Here is a 15341-nt window from a genome sequence, read left to right on the forward strand (position 1 = left end):
CTCACATCCGTTTTGCAATTCGGGGGTCGAGCGTATCGCGCAGTCCGTCCCCGAGGAGGTTGATGCCAAGTACGGTCAGCGCCAGGAAGAAGCTCGGCAGGAAAACCAGCCTCGGCGCGACCTGGAAGAAGGTACGCCCTTCCGAAATCATATTGCCCCAGCTTGGAATTTCCGGCGGAAGCCCCGTCCCAAGGAAACTGAGGCCAGCTTCGATCAATATGGCCGAAGCGCAGATATACGTTCCGAGCACCATGAGAGGCGCGTAGGTGCTGGGCAGGATGTGGCGCAGAAGGATCTTTGGTGTTGACGTACCAACGGAGATGGCCGCCTCGACGAACGGCTCCTCGCGCACGGTCAGCACCACGCTTCGTACAAGCCGGACGACGCGCGGGATTTCGGGGATGGTCAGCGCGACGACGACGGTGGCAATGCTGGCGCGGGTCAGCGAAACGAGCGCGATGGCCAGCAGGAATGTCGGGATCGCCATGAGCCCGTCCATGATGCGCATGACGATCGCGTCGACCCAGCGGAAGTAGCCCGTCACGAGGCCGATGGTGATGCCGGTGAGAAGGGCAGTTGTCGCGACGCAAAGACCGATGAAGATGGAGCTGCGCGCACCGTAGACCGCGCGGCTGTAGACGTCGCGGCCGAACAAGTCGGTGCCGAACCAGGCAAGCTCCGACGGTGGCTTCAGCCGCATGGCGGGATCGATACGGGTCGGATCGACCGTGCCGACCAGCGGTGCCGCCGCCGCCATGAGAACGATCGCCGCCACCAGCAGCCCACCTACGAGGACGGACGGGTTGAGGAGAAAGGCCGGGATGCGGGGTTTTGCCGAGACCGACGTGGCAGTGGGGGAAGCAAGGCCGTTCATCAGTAGCGCACCCTTGGATCGAGGAAGGCATAACCGATGTCGATCGCCAGATTGACGAGGACGTAGATGCCGGAGAACAGGAGGATGACGCCCTGAATGACGGGATAGTCGCGCTTCAGGATGGCATCCACGACAAGGCGCCCGACGCCGGGAATGTTGAACACGGTTTCGATCACCACGACGCCGCTGATCAAAAGCGCGACTCCAATGCCGATAACCGTCAGGATCGGAATGGCGGAATTGCGCAACGCATGCCGGGTCACGACAACACGCTCCTTCACGCCCTTGGCGCGGGCAGTGCGAATGAAATCCTCGCCCATCATTTCCAAGACGCTTGCCCGGGTGATCCGCGCGATCAGCACCAGATAGGCAAGCCCAAGGGTCATCGTCGGCAGCGCTATGCTGGACAAAAACGGGCCGACGCCTTCGCGGATGCTTGAAAAGCCCTGAACCGGCAGGACGCGAAGCTGCAGCGAGAAGAAATAGATGAGGCAGTAACCCAGCACGAAAACAGGGATCGAGAAGCCGAGAACGGACACGAGCATCAATGATCGGTCGAGCCAGCTGCCGGCGGTGGCGCCGGCGATCGTTCCAAGGGGAACCGCAATCAGGATCGCGAACACGAGCGTTGTCAGAGCCAGGGACGCCGTTGGCTCGATGCGCTGTAGAATGAGATCCGTCACGGGGATGTTCGAGAAGATCGAAATCCCGAGATCTCCCTGGAGAAGCGATCCTGCCCAGATAAAGAACTGGGTCACCAATGGCTGGCCCAGGCCGAGCGCCGAGCGAATACGCTCAATTGTCGCGGCGTCGGCATTATCGCCCGCGATGATCACGGCAGGGTCGCCCGGACTTAATCGCAACAGCAGAAACACCACGATCGAGACAACGACGATCACGGGAATCACGCTGAGCGTTCTCTTTGCGATGAAGGCGAGCATGCAATTGATCCCGGTTTTATGGCTCGATTATTGTATGCAATTTTGTTGGATTTTCGCATGCATTTATCGTTTCGTAAAGCGCTTTCCTTCACCAGATGCAAACCTTCCTGACGGCCGGGCCGGGTCGACGAATCCCAAATTGCTGATTGCAAGATTGCTGGGACGCACCAAATGGCTGGACATGCAGCCGCTTTGTATGCAATTCGAAGTGAAAATCGCGGAACATTGGAGAGGTCGAAATGGCAAAGAAAGCGAGCGATGCGGGCGGTGGCCGCGCTCAGGCCGTTCATCGCGCCCTGAAGCGAGCAATCCTCGACCAGGCGCTATCGCCCGGGTCAAAATTACCGGAAGACTCGATCGGAGAGCGGCTGGGCGTAAGCAGAACCCTTGTCCACCAGGCCCTGGTTCGCTTGAGCGAGGAGGGATTGGTCGACCTGCGCCCGAACAGGGGCGCGACCGTCGCCCGGCCAACCCTCGAAGAGGGCAGGAATCTCTTTCTGACGCGCATGGCGCTGGAACGCCTCGTCGTGGAAACACTTTCCGGCAAACTGACGCCAGAACAGATTGAGGCGCTTTCCGCTCATATTGCAGCCGAGGAGACCGCTAGAACGGCTCATGCAACATCAATCCGGCTGGCTGGCGAGTTCCATACGATGCTCGCGCAGATGACAAACAACACCAGCCTTATTCGCTATGTGGATGAGCTGGTCGCCCGGAGCTCGCTGATCCTTGCCCTCTACGGCAGACCGCATTCTTCGGAATGCGCCGTATCGGAACATCGAGACCTACTCGACAAGCTGATCGCCGGGAAAACCGAGGAGGCAGCCGCCCTCATGGCACATCATCTCGATTCGATAACGACGCGGGCGCTGCTTCCCAAGGAGGACAGCATGAACATCAAGGACGTGCTTGCCAGCTATGCCGCTGCCGAAGGCCTTGCATAGGATACCGACGCCAAGGTCGGCATCAATCGTCGACTGCGGAATAGGCGAGCTATCCTTTGCCGATTGACGGCTGCACTTCATGCGGATCGCACGAAGCACTTTCCCGAATAACCCATAACGATCGAGCAAGTGCCGGTTCGGCGAGGATCGCGGACGGATCCTCAACTGCGACCGAAAACACAAGAACGAGTTTAAGGTACAAGCATATGCTGCGAAACCGGTCGTCATCAGCGTGTTTCCCGCTTATCGCTGGCGTGGCATTCGTTGGCCTAAACCTGCGACCATTCATCACGAGTGTGGGAACGTTGGCGACGTCAGTGCGCGCGGAAACCGGCCTCAGCTTGCAGGGCATGGCTCTCTTGACGCTCGTGCCGATGCTCTTGATGGGACTTGTCGGTTTCATCGGGCCGTCCCTGCAAGGCGCATTTGGCGCGCGCAGATCGGTGATCGGGGCGCTTGCTCTCCTGTGCGGCGGCTGTTTCCTCCGCCTGTTTGCCTCGACCGGTTGGGCGATGATCGCTACGGCGGCAATAATCGGCTTCGGCGTTGCGATTGTGCAGGCCGTTCTTCCGGGCACCATCAAGCGACAGTTTCCCAAACATGTTGGCGCTATGATGGGCCTCTACTCCTCGATGTTGATGGGCGGCGGCGCTCTCGGGGCGCAGCTATCTCCGATCATCGCCGCCAAAGCGGGAAACTGGCATGTCGGGCTTGCCTGGTTGGCTGCGCCCGCCTTGATCGCCGCCGTGTTGGCGCTTTGCTTCTTGCCTGCCGACATTCGCTCGCAATCTCGCAGGCCCCCAGCAGGGATCTTCCTGAAGCGACCGCGAACATGGCTGCTGATGACGTGCTTCGGTCTCGTCAACGGCGGCTATTCCTCAATCGTTGCTTGGCTGGCGCCCTCTTACCAGGAGCGAGGTTGGAGCGGGCCTGAAAGCGGCGGCTTGCTGGCCGTGCTGGCGGTATGCCAGGCCTTGGCTGCGCTCGTGCTGCCAATGCTTGCCAGCAAGGGCGAAGATCGGCGACCCTGGCTCTGGGCAACCCTGGTGATGCAGGCAGCGGGGTTTGTCGGCCTGGCGTTCGCCCCGGATGCAGTCCCGACGGTTTGGGCCGCGCTCCTTGGCGCAGGATTGGGTGGCTGCTTCGCGCTGTCGATGGTTGTGGCTCTCGATCATCTACCCGCTCCCGAGCAAGCGGGCACCTTGTCGGCGCTGATGCAGGGCGGTGGCTTCCTGATCGCGGCAATACCGCCATGGCTCGTTGCGGTGCTGCACGATGTGACAGGAGCCTACGCGGCCGGGTGGGGATGGCATCTGGTGAGCGTCGCAATCGTCATGGTGCTGACGACGCAGCTGTCACCAAAAGGCTACACGCGCGCCATGTCGTCTCCGGACGGCGAATTCAATCTGGCCTGATGTCAAACTGTTCCGAGAAGAACACCAGGACCAAGGTCGCCGCGGTGATGACGTCCTGCGGCGGCGGCACGCGGCCGATCCCACGGATCAGTAGCCGCGGGCCGGAACCTACTGCATAATTCCTTAAACCGGAATCGATTTAAGGAGAAAATTATCCAGCAAGTTTAGGGTGTTACAGCGTCCTTAGCGCGTCATACTTGACGCGCGGCGCTGTAATCGCCGATGGTGAAAGGTTGGCCCCGGCTTCTTGCGCGTGACAGCACCCGCCATGATGTATTGCATGCAAATACATCACATGATGGAATGCACCACACGCATACATTTTGGGCGAGAAATAATGCGTGGCACGACGAATTGGGGGAAGCGCATGACCTCCATGCCAGGCGAAAAGTCTCCGCGCCGTTGATGAGCCGGTTTCGAATACCGTCGCCCGCGTCCCCTGGAGCCCCGCACGTCGCGCCGATCATCACGGGCCAGATCCTCCGCTTCGCCGACTACCTAGAGGGCGGCAGACACGGCCCTCCATGCCGATGTGATCGACGCCGCGGCGCGCATCGACGGCGCTGTTCAGCGCCCGCGACCACTCCGGAATGAGTGGACTCCCGCACATCTCTCCGTCCAGCACCGGTTCTCCGCTCTCGCGGCATCTTTCCGCTTGTCGCCAATTTTTGGCAACAATTGTCAGCTAATTGACAGAAATATTGTATACGTTATAAAGCTGACATTGCATAAAATCGAGACCCGCTTTTGGCGCGGACCGAGGAGGAGCAGCAATGGCAGAAATACGGTGGCGATCCGTCCCCGGCGGTGGCAGCCTGTCTGCAATCAGGGGACAGGGCTGATGCGGGACCCGTCCTTCGGTGAACTCGTCGGCTTCGGACCAGAGGGTTGGGGTGCGGCCCTCCTGACGGCGACCGGCATGACGCTCGCGGTCGCGATAGGTGGCTTTGCTGCCGGCTCTGTCATCGGCGCCGGCGTCACCAGCGCAAAGCTCTCACGCAACGGCGTGCTGCGCGCTTTCGGCGACGGCTATACAACCGTCCTGCGCGGCATTCCCGATCTTCTGGTCATATACCTGTTCTACTTCGGCGGCAGCGCCGCACTCGGCGCGGCGGGCCGGCTCTTCGGCGCGGAAGGCTTCATCGGCATGCCGGCCTTCATCACCGGCGTGCTCGCCATCGGCGTCGTGTCCGGCGCCTACCAGGCGGAAGTTTTTCGCGGGGCCTTCAACACGATCAGCCGCGGCGAGCTGGAGGCGGCCCGTTCGGTGGGCATGGGGACGTGGCTGCGCTTTCGCCGCATCATCGCGCCGCAGGTGCTGCGCTACGCCATTCCGGGCCTCGGCAACACCTGGCAGCTCGTGCTCAAGGAATCGGCACTGATTTCCGTCACCGGCCTCGTCGAACTGCTGCGCCAGTCGCAGATCGCCGCCGGCTCCACCCACCGGCCCTTCGATTTCTATATCACGGCGGCGCTCCTCTACCTGGTGATCACCGCCGCTTCCTCACACCTCTTTCGCCGGGCGGAAGCCCGGTCGCTGCGCGGCGTCAGGAGGACGTGATGGACTTCACCTTTCTCTGGGAGACCTTCCTGCATCTCCTTTCCGGCGTTCCGCTCACGCTCAACCTGGCGCTCGTTTCCACGGCGCTGGGTGCGATGCTGGCAGTGCTCTTGACGGCGATGCGCATGTCCGCGCTGCCCCCGCTCGGCTGGGCCTCGCAGTTCTATGTCTTTGTCTTTCGCGGCACGCCGCTGCTCGTGCAGATGTTCGTCATTTATTACGGCCTCGGCCAGTTCCGCCCCGTCCTGCAATCCTGGGGGCTGTGGGCGTTCTTCCGCGAGCCCTACTGGTGCGCGATCTTCGCGCTCAGCCTCAATACGGCCGCCTATGCCAGCGAAATCCTGCGCGGCGGCCTGCAGGCCGTCCCGCACCAACAAGTTGAGGCGGCGCGCGCCAGCGGCATGTGGGGCTTCCTGCTCTATCGCCGCATCATCCTTCCCATCGCCATGCGCCAAGCGCTGCCCGCCTATGGCAGCGAGATCATCCTGATGGTCAAGGCGACCTCGCTTGCCTCCGTCATCACCATGCTGGAAGTGACGGGGCTTGCTGCCAAGCTGATCTCGCAATCGTACCGGGCCGTAGAGGTCTTCGTCGTCGCAGGGATCATCTATCTCGCGCTGAACTTCGCCATCACCCGCCTCGTGGCGTTCATCGAATGGTGGATGTCGCCCCATCTGCGCCCCGTTCAAACCGCGTCTTCCGGAGCTGCGTTGCAACATGCTTGAGATCGCATCCACCACGCCAGTCGTTTCCGTCCGCAACCTGCGCAAGAGTTTTGGCGCGCTGGAAGTATTGAAGGGCATTTCCTTCGATGCGCAGGGGGGCGAGGTCATCTCCGTGCTCGGCTCCTCCGGTTCCGGCAAATCCACCATGCTCCGCTGCGTCAACATGCTGGAAGTGCCGACCGAGGGCGAGATCCGTATCGAGGGTGAGGCAATCCGGCTGAAGAGTGGTCGCTACGGCCGGCAGCCGGCCGATCCCAAGCAGTTGAGCCGGCTCTGCACCAAGGTCGCCATGGTGTTCCAGAGCTTCAATCTTTGGTCCCACATGACGATCCTCGAAAACGTCATGGAAGCGCCGGTCCATGTGCAGAAGCGGCCAAAGGCGGAATGCCGCGAAGAGGCGCTGGAGCTGCTTGCCAAGGTCGGCATCGCCGACAAGCGCGACTATTACCCGACGCATCTTTCCGGCGGGCAGCAGCAGCGCGCGGCGATCGCCCGGGCGCTCGCCATGCGGCCGAAGGTCATGCTGTTCGACGAGCCGACCTCGGCGCTCGATCCCGAACTCGTCGGCGAGGTGCTGCGCGTCATGCGCGCGTTGGCCGACGAGGGTCGCACCATGCTCGTCGTGACCCACGAAATGGGCTTTGCCCGCGACGTCTCGAACCGCGTCATCTTTTTGCACAAGGGCCAGATCGAGGAGGACGGCGATCCGTCCGACGTCTTCACCGCGCCGCGCTCCGAGCGCTTCCGCAAGTTCATCTCGTCCCATGGCTAATCCGCAAACACGGGCAAGGATGCCGCTATTTCGGGCCGCGGGTATAGCCGACGAAGCTCTCGTAGAGGCCCGCGACGTTGCCCATCCGCTGTTCGACCTCGGGGCCGATATTGGCAAACACGCTGTTGAGCAGGAGCTGCATCAGCGCCCACACCCCGGATGTCGCGTCCCAGAAGAGGTTGAGGTCCGTCGGCACGGCGAAGACCTCGCTGCCGTAGCTGGAGGCCCAGTCGCAATAAAGATCCGTGATGATGGTGATCGGGATGCCGCGCTCGGCAGCTTTGCTCGCGAGCAGGCGCGACTGGTGCGAATAGCGCCGGGCATCGACCAGGACCAGCGTGCAGCCGGCCGGATCCGTCAGGAGCACCTCGGCGAAATTGCCGCCGGCGATATCGACCACCTGCACGCGGTCGCGCAGGTAGCGAAGCATGTGGGCGAAGGCATCCGCCAGCCCTCGTTCGGTCTGGAAGCCGGCGACGAAGACGCGGTCGGCTTCCGCAATACGTTTCGCCGCCTGTTTCCAGGCCTCCGTGTGGGCATATTCGTAGACGCGCACGACAGAGGCAACGGCAAGTTCCAGGCTGCGGGCGAGCGCGGCGTCGCTGGCGCTCTTCTGTTGCAGGTCCTTCAGCCGGTCGCCGAGCAGCCAGGGACTGTCGCTGATGTCGTCCTTCAACCGTTCCTTAAGGTCCTTGAACCCCTCGTAGCCGATCGACCGGCAGAAGCGGCCCACGGTCAGCTCGCTGACGCCCACCTTGTCGGCAACGCTGCGCGAAGTCTCGAAGGGCAGGTCACCGATATTCGCCAGCATGAAATTCGCCAGCGCCTTGCCGGAGGCCGATGCTTCGTTCAGCGCAACCGCAAGCCGCTGCCGCACCGAACTGTTGTCCACCCAAGTCCCATTTCGCATGTCGCCCCGCCTATCGCCCTTCCTTATCCGCTTCCCAACCGATCAGCAGCGCGCGCACGACATTCCACCACAGCGCGGTCTCCTTGGATGGGGGCGGGATTGGCGATGTTATACCATTAACATCGCCACGAAATGAAGTCAGAAAACTATCGTCCCGCGCCAGACCACCGGATTGTCCTTCATGTCAAAAAGAGATTGCCCAGATGCCGACGTGCTGGTCCTCGGTGCCGGTATCATCGGCGTATCGGTAGCGCTGCATCTGCAAAGACGCGGGAAATCCGTGGTGCTCGTCGATCGCCGGGCGCCTGGCGAGGAGACGAGCTATGGCAATGCCGGGCTGATCGAGCGGGCCAGCGTGATCCCCTACGGATTTCCGCGTGAAATCTCAACCCTCCTGAAATATGCGACGAACCGGTCTGCGGATGTGCGGTTCCGCTGGTCTTTCCTGCCGAGGATCTTTCCCTGGATCACCCGTTTCTGGCTCCAATCCTCCGGCCGCCGCCTCCGCCGGGCGGCCCTCGACATGCTGCCGCTCATTGAGCGCTCGGTGGCCGAACACACGGACCTGATGGCCGAGGCCGGCATCCTGCACCGGGCGCGCCGGACCGGCTGGATGGAGGCCTATCGCAGCGAGAAGACCTTTGCAGCCGCCAAGCGGGCGGCCGGGGCACTGGACGAGTTCGGCCTGCGTTACGATTTTCTCGGGCCGAAGGAGCTGCAGCTGCGCGAGCCGCATCTGACCGGCACCTTCATCGGCGCCATCCATTGGCTCGATCCAGCCACCGTCGCCGATCCAGGCAAGCTGGTGAAGGACTATGCCGGGCATTTCGTGCGCAAGGGCGGCGAAGTCCTTCAGGCCGATGCGACCACCCTTTCCCAGAGGGAAGGCGGCTGGAGCCTCAGAACGGCCAGCTCCGTTCTGCGTGCCCACGAGGCCGTGGTGGCGCTCGGCCCTTGGTCGGACGTCGTCTATCGCCGGCTCGGCTACCGTATCCCGCTCGCCGTCAAGCGCGGCTACCACGTGCATATCGAGCCGGCTGGCGACGCCGTACTCCACCACCCCATCGTCGATGTCGAGCGCGGTTATCTGCTGGCGCCGATGGCAAAAGGCATCCGGCTCACCACCGGCATCGAATTCGCCGATCGGGACGATGCGCCCTGCCCCGCGCAGGTCAATCAGACCGAGCCGCATGCCCGGGCGATCTTCCCGCTCGGCCGGCGCGTCGAGCCGGCGCCGTGGATGGGATCGCGGCCCTGCCTGCCGGACATGCGCCCCGTCATCGGTCCGGCGCCACGCCACAAAGGCCTCTGGTTCGCCTTCGGACACAACCACCACGGGCTGACGCTCGGCCCGGCCACCGGACGCCTTCTGGCGGAGATGATGACCGGAGAGACGCCCTTCGCCGACCCGGCGCCCTACACCATGAGCCGTTTCGGCTGAATTTTCGATCCCCTGGAGAACATAGCAATGCGGGAAGAGTTTGTTCTGATCAACGTGCGGCCTAACGGAGAGGCGGCGAAGGACATGGTGATCCGCGATGGGCGGATCGCCGAGATCGTCGCGCATGGCTCCCGGCCCCATGCCGAGGGAACACCGATCGTCGACGGCGAAGGTCTGCTCGTGCTGCCGGGCCTCGTCGACGCGCACACCCACCTCGACAAGACGCTGCTCGGCATGCCCTGGTATCGCAACGATGTCGGCACAGAGCTGACCGACCTCATCGAGAATGAACGCGCGATGAAACGCGTGCTCGGCATCGATCCTGCGCGCCAGTCGGCCACACAGATCGAACTGTCCGTCGCCAATGGCACGAGCCACATCCGCACCCATGTCGACATCGACACGCAATACGGCCTGGCCGGCCTCGAAGGCGTGGTGGCTTCGCGCGAGCGCTACCGCGACATCGTCGACATCGAGATCGTCGCCTTTCCGCAGAGCGGCATGCTGATCCGCCCCGGCACGGAGGCGTTGATGGACCGGGCGATGCGGGAAGGCGCGGACGTGGTGGGCGGCCTCGACCCCTCGGGCGTTGACCGCGACCCCAAGGGGCACCTTGATACGATCTTCGCCATGGCCGAACGCCACGGCAAGCCGGTGGACATCCACCTGCACGAGCCGGATGCGCTCGGCGTCTTCGCCATCGAACTCATCGTGGAACGCACGAAAGCGCTGGCAATGGCGGACCGGGTCACGGTCAGCCATGGCTTCTGCCTCGGCATGCTGGCCGACAAGCCGCTGGCAAGGCTGGGTGGCATGATGGCAGAGGCCGGCGTGCACCTGATGGCCAAGGGCGGGGCTGCAAGCGCCCGCCCGCCCGTACTCGACCTCATGGAAATGGGCATCAACATCTGCTCGGGCAGCGACGGCGTGCGCGACACCTGGCAGCCCTTCGGCAATGCCGACATGCTCGACCGCGCGGCCATCGTCTCGCAGCGCAACGACTTCATCAACGACGTCCACATCGAACTCGCCCTCAGGATGTGCACCTACGGTGGCGCGCGCACCATGGCACTCGAAGGCTACGGGCTTGAGCCCGGCTGCGACGCCACCTTCGTGCTCGTGCGGGCCGAGACGCCCGCGGACGCCGTGGCATCCCGCCCCGTGCGCCGGGCGGTCTACCGGAAAGGCATTGCGGTTGCGAAGGACGGGGCGCTTTTCGCCGCCTGAACAGGCCAACACGTTTCAAACATGGCAAGGAGGAGTAGCCAATATGTTGAATAAAATGGGTAAAACGGTCGTCGCCACCCTCGGCATCCTGCTGGGGGCCTCTGTGGCGCTCGCTGACGAACCGACGCGCACGATCACTGTCGCGACGGAGGGCGCCTATGCCCCGTGGAACTTCACGGAGGCCGGCGGCAAGCTCGCCGGCTTCGAGATCGACATGCTGGAGGATATCTGCCCGCGCATGAAGGTGAAATGCGATATCGTCGTGCAGGACTGGGACGGCCTGATCCCGGCGCTGAATGCCGGCAAGTTCGATGCCATCGTCGCCGGCATGCTGATCACGGAGGAACGCCAGAAGGTCATCACCTTCTCGCGCAACTACGGCACGGGTTCGGCCGCCTTCCTGGTGCGCAAGGATTCGCCGCTCGCAAATATGCCCGTCGGCAAGAAAATCGACATGGGAACGGAGAAGGAGGCGGCCAGGGCCGCGGCCGCCGCGATGCTGCCCTTCATGGAAAGCACGGTAATTGGCGGCCAAGGTTCGACGACGACCGCGCAGATCATGGCTGAGTTGTTCCCCGGCATCGAGTTCCGCGAATACAAGACGACCGAACAGCACGACCTCGACCTCGAAGCCGGCCGCCTCGACGGTGTGTTGGCCTCGCCGGTCGCGCTTGACCGCACGCTCGAAAAGATCGGCACGGATCAGGTGACCTTCGCTGGCACCGAATTCACCGGTGGCCCGCTCGGCGGCGGCCAGGCCGTCGGCCTGCGCCAGTCGGACACCGAACTGAAGAAGCTGTTCGACCACGCAATCAACGCGGCGATCACCGACGGGACGCTGTCGCGTCTCGCGACAAAGTGGTTCAAGCGAGACATCTCGCCGAAGGAGTAAACGGGACACGCCCAGCATGCCCTACCCGTCCTGGACCCCGCTCGCCGCGCGGCCCGGGACGGGTGCCGGTTCGGCGATCAGCTGGCGCCCCCTGCAGCCGAACATCAGGCGAAGCCGTCACAGCCCCTCCTCCTTGGCGTAAGCAGCAAGAAGATCCGGAAAATCCTTCTCCGAATCCTTCGTCAGCAATGCGCGCGTTGTGATGGCGTCGATGTGATGCTCCATCAGCGCGCAGGCTTTTTCCCGGTCGTTTTCAGCGAGAGCGGCGATCAGTTCACGGTGCTCCGACACGGCACAATCCGGTGAATGCGGCCGGCCATAAAGCGACAGGATGAGGGATGAACGCGAAACAAGCTCCGTGACATAGCGCGACAGCACGTCGTTTTCGGTCAGCGTTGCGAGAAGGACATGAAACTCTCCCGCAAGCTGGATCGAAGTTGCCTTATTGTTGACTCTCGCGTTGTCTTCCGCTTCGACATGCGTCTTCAACTGCCGGATCTGCTGTGGCGTCAGTTTGCCGATCAAGCTGTCGACCACCAGTGATTCCAACGCCCGTCGCACGGCGAAAATATTGCGCCCGTCTTCCAAGCTCGGCTGTGCGACACAGGCGCCCTTGCGCGGGCGCAGTTCGATCAAGCCTTCGCCATTCAGTCGGGCCAGAGCCTGCCGGACGATGGTGCGGCTGACGCCGAGCCGTTCTCCGATCGAATCTTCCGGGAGCTTCGTTCCCGCGGCCAGCGCCTGGTCGAGGATGGCGCGCTTCAAGGTGCGATAGACAGCATCGGACTTGGATATCGCGGATTTCTGATTTTTGTCTTCGGGTGCCATGATCGTCCTGAACCAAATCCAAGCATACCGTAAAAAAGCGGCTGCCGAGCCACAAACAACTATCACCGCATCGGCAAGCCGGTAAAGTCGGGCCGCTTTGTCTCGATCTCCGCGGACAACGCTCGCGGCGTCTTCACGGCTTGAACGCCTCATAGCTCGGCGGGAAGATGTCCTCTACCGCAGGATGCCGCCAGGTTCTCTCCGGGTAGCGTCCGATAAGCCGCTCGAGTTGGGCCTGCGCACGCCGATGGGCCGCCTCGAAGTCGAAACCGGGAATCATGCGGTCGGCCATGACGGTTCGCCCGGCGATGATCACCGAGTGGACATCCCGGCCGCTCGCCGAGGTCATCAGACAGGCGATGGGATCGATCACCTGTCCAAGGCGATCGTGCGAAAGGTCGAATACGACGATATCCGCAGTCGCGCCAGGCTGCAGGCGCCCGAGATCGGCACGGCCGAGCGCATCAGCGCCGCCGAGCGTCGCCGCATCATAGAGATCGGCCGATTTCAGCGCTTCCATGTCGGCCGCCATCACGCGGCCGAGCATCAGCCCTATCTGCATGTTGAGGATCATATCCGGCGGCCAGGTGTCTGTGCCCATGCCGATGCGCAGCCCCTGCCGGCGAAGCCCGGAGAAATGATTGAGCGCCGCCCCGTGCCTGGCCATCACCAACGGACAATGCACCACCGTCGCGCCGGAACCGGCGATAATCTCAAGATCCTGACGATCGGCATGAGTTCCATGCGGCAACAAGGCTCTTTCGAAGAGAAAGCCGATATCGTCAAGCCAGCGCGCGGATGACGTGCCGAAGCGGCGTCGGATTGTCTCAACCTCGAATTCCGACTGGCAGCAGTGCAACCGCACCGGAACGTCCAGATCCCGCGCCGCGTCGGCGGTCCTTTTCAGCAGATCAGCGGTCCAGAACTCGACGCGATCCGGGCAGAGCATCGTTCGCACCAGGCCGCCATAGGAACGTTCATGGGTCGCACAAAAGGCGACCGCCTCTTCCAACCCTCGCGCGCCGCGCTGCTCGTCGATCTCGAGGACGAGCGTGCCATTTGCCTCCACGACCGAATGACCGGCGCGGAAGGCCGGCCCGAGATAGACGCGGAGCCCAAGATCGGCGGCGCTTTCGGCCGCCGATGCGAATTCGTCCGGCGTTTCCTGCCAGGCGCGATAAAACAGGGAGGCAATCGGAAGCGCTGTGGTGATGCCGTTGCGGATCAGTTGCGCGAACGCATATCGCTTCTGAAACGCCAACTCCTCGCGGCTCAGCATTTCGACCGGGCCGGCTTCGACGTAGTCACGCGGCCATACCCGCCCCTTCTTCCAGCCCGGCTGGTGGTCGAGGCCGAGGACGCCCGTGTCGAGATCGGACAACGCGTCGAGATCGACGAAGCCCGGGCCGATGAGAGCCATACCGTAGTCGACCCGGCGCGTGACCGGGCCGTCATAGCGATGGCCGACAAACAGAATGCGATCGTTCTCGAAGACGACCTCGCCGTTTTCGTAGAGGACATGACGGCCGTCGCAATGACCGACGACCCAACGCGCGGTTAGCAGCGTCGGTCCCACGCCCTGCTCTGGGCTAGCGCTAGTCGACATGTGGCAGGCCTCCGGCTGGTACGCCGTCGCGGACGAGGATGCGTCCACGACGAACGACGGTCCGCTTCTGCGGGGTCAGCGCGACAGCTTCCGCAAGTGTGCGCGCAGGAACCAGCACGAGATCGCCGTAAGAGCCTTCGGAAAGGCCGTAACCCGCAAGCCCGATGCCTTCCGCGCCACCAAAGGTGCAGACGCGCGCGGTCTCTTCCAGATCAGCATCGTTGGCCATGCCATTACGCTGCGCCAGATATTTCGCCCGTTCGAGCATATCGCCATTGCCCCATGGCTCCCATGTTCCCTGAATTCCATCGGAACCGGAGGCGACAATGACTCCGGACTGGCGCATCAGCCGCAGCGGTAAAGCCGGGGCAGAAGGACTGCCAACCGTCATCACCGCGATCCTTTCGGCCGCGAGCGCCTCGATCAACGACCGCTGGCGCCCTGGCTCCAGCATTCCCAGGCAATAGGCATGGCTGACCATGACGCGCCCTTGCAAAGACAAGGCGCGGGTCCGCTCCAGGATCAGTTCGAGGCAGAAGGCGCCCAGCTCTCCCGCTTCATGCAGGTGAATGTCGATTGGTTTGCCATAGCGTTCCCCCAGTGCGAAGATCGCATCGAGATGGCGCACCGGATCGCGCTCGATGCTGGCGGGGTCGATACCGCCGACGATATCTGCGCCCGCCTTCAGCGCCTCCTCCATCAGCGCCAGCGTGCCATCGCGCATCAACATGCCGCTTTGCGGAAAGGCGACGATCTGCACGTCGACCAGATCTCGCAGGGCGTTGCGGGTTTCAACGACACCCTCGATATTGGCAATGCCGATTTCGGTATCCACGTCGACGTGGCTGCGGATATGCAGAACGCCGAAGGCCAGCGTCTGCATGATCTGGCGGAACGATTGCCTGCGTGCGTCGATGCCGAGTTCCCGCTTGGCTTGCCGGTCAGCCAGAATCCGGTCGTTGCGCGTCGGCCCGACGCCGTTCTCGAACCAGCCCATGCCGACCAGCGTCTTGTCCAGATGCGTGTGCGCCTCGACAAGACCCGGCAGGGCGATCCGACCTTTGCCGTCGATCTCCAGCGCCGCGTCGCTCCGCCGTCGCGCAAAACGACCATCGCGGATGTAAAGGTCGGTCGGCTCACCGCCGAACGGCCTGACGTGACGAATGAGAATGTCTGTGGCCATTTTCTATCTCTCGCTGCTTCTT

General features: G+C 62.9%; 14 protein-coding genes. 8 read left to right on the forward strand and 6 right to left on the reverse strand.

Going from position 1 to position 15341, the window contains the following annotated elements; genetic code table 11:
- Nucleotide 1 precedes the first annotated feature (1 nt).
- Together BC360_RS16265 and BC360_RS16270 are read right to left on the reverse strand one after the other, a co-directional pair.
- Nucleotides 2–874 carry an ABC transporter permease gene (locus tag BC360_RS16265; RefSeq protein ID WP_065795934.1) on the reverse strand — a complete coding sequence of 291 codons (873 nt, stop codon included), beginning with the start codon at nucleotides 872–874 and terminating at the stop codon, nucleotides 2–4.
- Complete coding sequence (locus tag BC360_RS16270; protein ID WP_065795935.1) at nucleotides 874–1815, reverse strand: ABC transporter permease; 942 nt, start codon at nucleotides 1813–1815, stop codon at nucleotides 874–876. The genes BC360_RS16265 and BC360_RS16270 overlap by 1 nt, the downstream gene beginning before the upstream one ends.
- Before the next feature lie 239 nt (nucleotides 1816–2054).
- On the opposite strand from BC360_RS16270, the gene BC360_RS16275 reads away from it, so the two are divergent.
- The 5 genes from BC360_RS16275 (at nucleotide 2055) to BC360_RS16295 (ending at nucleotide 7232) form a co-directional block, all read left to right on the forward strand.
- Nucleotides 2055–2759: a GntR family transcriptional regulator gene (locus BC360_RS16275; RefSeq protein ID WP_065795936.1), complete on the forward strand. Its 705-nt coding sequence runs from the start codon at nucleotides 2055–2057 to the stop codon at nucleotides 2757–2759.
- A 56-nt stretch (nucleotides 2760–2815) separates the two neighbouring features.
- Entirely contained in the window at nucleotides 2816–4174 is a 1359-nt protein-coding gene (locus BC360_RS16280; RefSeq protein WP_244512751.1) for a cyanate transporter, read from the forward strand.
- 841 nt (nucleotides 4175–5015) lie between these two features.
- A complete protein-coding gene (locus BC360_RS16285) occupies nucleotides 5016–5735 on the forward strand; it encodes an ABC transporter permease (protein ID WP_065795938.1) in 720 nt (239 codons plus the stop codon).
- Nucleotides 5735–6460 carry an ABC transporter permease gene (locus tag BC360_RS16290; RefSeq protein WP_065781978.1) on the forward strand — a complete coding sequence of 242 codons (726 nt, stop codon included), beginning with the start codon at nucleotides 5735–5737 and terminating at the stop codon, nucleotides 6458–6460. The genes BC360_RS16285 and BC360_RS16290 overlap by 1 nt, the downstream gene beginning before the upstream one ends.
- The gene (locus BC360_RS16295; protein ID WP_065781980.1) at nucleotides 6453–7232 is read left to right on the forward strand and encodes an ABC transporter ATP-binding protein; all 780 of its coding nucleotides are present in this window, start codon (nucleotides 6453–6455) and stop codon (nucleotides 7230–7232) included. The genes BC360_RS16290 and BC360_RS16295 overlap by 8 nt, the downstream gene beginning before the upstream one ends.
- Before the next feature lie 25 nt (nucleotides 7233–7257).
- Here BC360_RS16295 and BC360_RS16300 read toward each other — a convergent pair whose 3' ends face one another.
- On the reverse strand, nucleotides 7258–8142 hold the full coding sequence (locus BC360_RS16300; RefSeq protein ID WP_065781983.1) for a MurR/RpiR family transcriptional regulator: 885 nt from the start codon (nucleotides 8140–8142) through the stop codon (nucleotides 7258–7260).
- 181 nt (nucleotides 8143–8323) lie between these two features.
- Here BC360_RS16300 and BC360_RS16305 point away from each other — a divergent pair, with 181 nt between their 5' ends.
- The 3 genes from BC360_RS16305 to BC360_RS16315 are packed head-to-tail and all read left to right on the forward strand — an operon-like array spanning nucleotide 8324 to nucleotide 11702.
- Complete coding sequence (locus BC360_RS16305) at nucleotides 8324–9583, forward strand: NAD(P)/FAD-dependent oxidoreductase (RefSeq protein ID WP_065795967.1); 1260 nt, start codon at nucleotides 8324–8326, stop codon at nucleotides 9581–9583.
- A 27-nt stretch (nucleotides 9584–9610) separates the two neighbouring features.
- Complete coding sequence (locus BC360_RS16310; protein ID WP_065795939.1) at nucleotides 9611–10810, forward strand: amidohydrolase family protein; 1200 nt, start codon at nucleotides 9611–9613, stop codon at nucleotides 10808–10810.
- A gap of 43 nt (nucleotides 10811–10853) precedes the next feature.
- The gene (locus BC360_RS16315; RefSeq protein ID WP_065795940.1) at nucleotides 10854–11702 is read left to right on the forward strand and encodes a transporter substrate-binding domain-containing protein; all 849 of its coding nucleotides are present in this window, start codon (nucleotides 10854–10856) and stop codon (nucleotides 11700–11702) included.
- Nucleotides 11703–11819: 117 nt separating this feature from the next.
- Here BC360_RS16315 and BC360_RS16320 read toward each other — a convergent pair whose 3' ends face one another.
- Genes BC360_RS16320 through BC360_RS16330 form a run of 3 tightly spaced genes read right to left on the reverse strand, consistent with a single transcriptional unit; the run spans nucleotide 11820 to nucleotide 15319 of the window.
- Nucleotides 11820–12683 (reverse strand): GntR family transcriptional regulator, encoded by an 864-nt coding sequence (locus BC360_RS16320; protein ID WP_413813748.1) that lies wholly within the window; start codon nucleotides 12681–12683, stop codon nucleotides 11820–11822.
- Complete coding sequence (locus tag BC360_RS16325; protein WP_065795942.1) at nucleotides 12664–14136, reverse strand: amidohydrolase family protein; 1473 nt, start codon at nucleotides 14134–14136, stop codon at nucleotides 12664–12666. Before BC360_RS16325 ends, BC360_RS16320 begins: the two co-directional genes overlap by 20 nt.
- Nucleotides 14126–15319, reverse strand: coding sequence for an amidohydrolase (locus tag BC360_RS16330; RefSeq protein ID WP_065795943.1), 1194 nt, complete (start codon nucleotides 15317–15319; stop codon nucleotides 14126–14128). The genes BC360_RS16325 and BC360_RS16330 overlap by 11 nt, the downstream gene beginning before the upstream one ends.
- Nucleotides 15320–15341 lie beyond the last annotated feature (22 nt).

This window comes from Ensifer sp. LC163 (assembly GCF_001695855.1).
In the GTDB taxonomy this organism is placed as follows: Bacteria; Pseudomonadota; Alphaproteobacteria; order Rhizobiales; family Rhizobiaceae; genus Ensifer.

Bases quoted from the DNA above. Each gene is read 5' to 3' on its own strand.
- BC360_RS16265 (WP_065795934.1), bottom strand. From the start codon at position 874: ATGAACGGCCTTGCTTCCCCCACTGCCACGTCGGTCTCGGCAAAACCC.
- BC360_RS16270 (WP_065795935.1), bottom strand. From the start codon at position 1,815: ATGCTCGCCTTCATCGCAAAGAGAACGCTCAGCGTGATTCCCGTGATC.
- BC360_RS16275 (WP_065795936.1), top strand. From the start codon at position 2,055: ATGGCAAAGAAAGCGAGCGATGCGGGCGGTGGCCGCGCTCAGGCCGTT.
- BC360_RS16285 (WP_065795938.1), top strand. From the start codon at position 5,016: ATGCGGGACCCGTCCTTCGGTGAACTCGTCGGCTTCGGACCAGAGGGT.
- BC360_RS16290 (WP_065781978.1), top strand. From the start codon at position 5,735: ATGGACTTCACCTTTCTCTGGGAGACCTTCCTGCATCTCCTTTCCGGC.
- BC360_RS16295 (WP_065781980.1), top strand. From the start codon at position 6,453: ATGCTTGAGATCGCATCCACCACGCCAGTCGTTTCCGTCCGCAACCTG.
- BC360_RS16300 (WP_065781983.1), bottom strand. From the start codon at position 8,142: ATGCGAAATGGGACTTGGGTGGACAACAGTTCGGTGCGGCAGCGGCTT.
- BC360_RS16305 (WP_065795967.1), top strand. From the start codon at position 8,324: ATGTCAAAAAGAGATTGCCCAGATGCCGACGTGCTGGTCCTCGGTGCC.
- BC360_RS16310 (WP_065795939.1), top strand. From the start codon at position 9,611: ATGCGGGAAGAGTTTGTTCTGATCAACGTGCGGCCTAACGGAGAGGCG.
- BC360_RS16315 (WP_065795940.1), top strand. From the start codon at position 10,854: ATGTTGAATAAAATGGGTAAAACGGTCGTCGCCACCCTCGGCATCCTG.
- BC360_RS16320 (WP_413813748.1), bottom strand. From the start codon at position 12,683: ATGAGGCGTTCAAGCCGTGAAGACGCCGCGAGCGTTGTCCGCGGAGAT.
- BC360_RS16325 (WP_065795942.1), bottom strand. From the start codon at position 14,136: ATGTCGACTAGCGCTAGCCCAGAGCAGGGCGTGGGACCGACGCTGCTA.
- BC360_RS16330 (WP_065795943.1), bottom strand. From the start codon at position 15,319: ATGGCCACAGACATTCTCATTCGTCACGTCAGGCCGTTCGGCGGTGAG.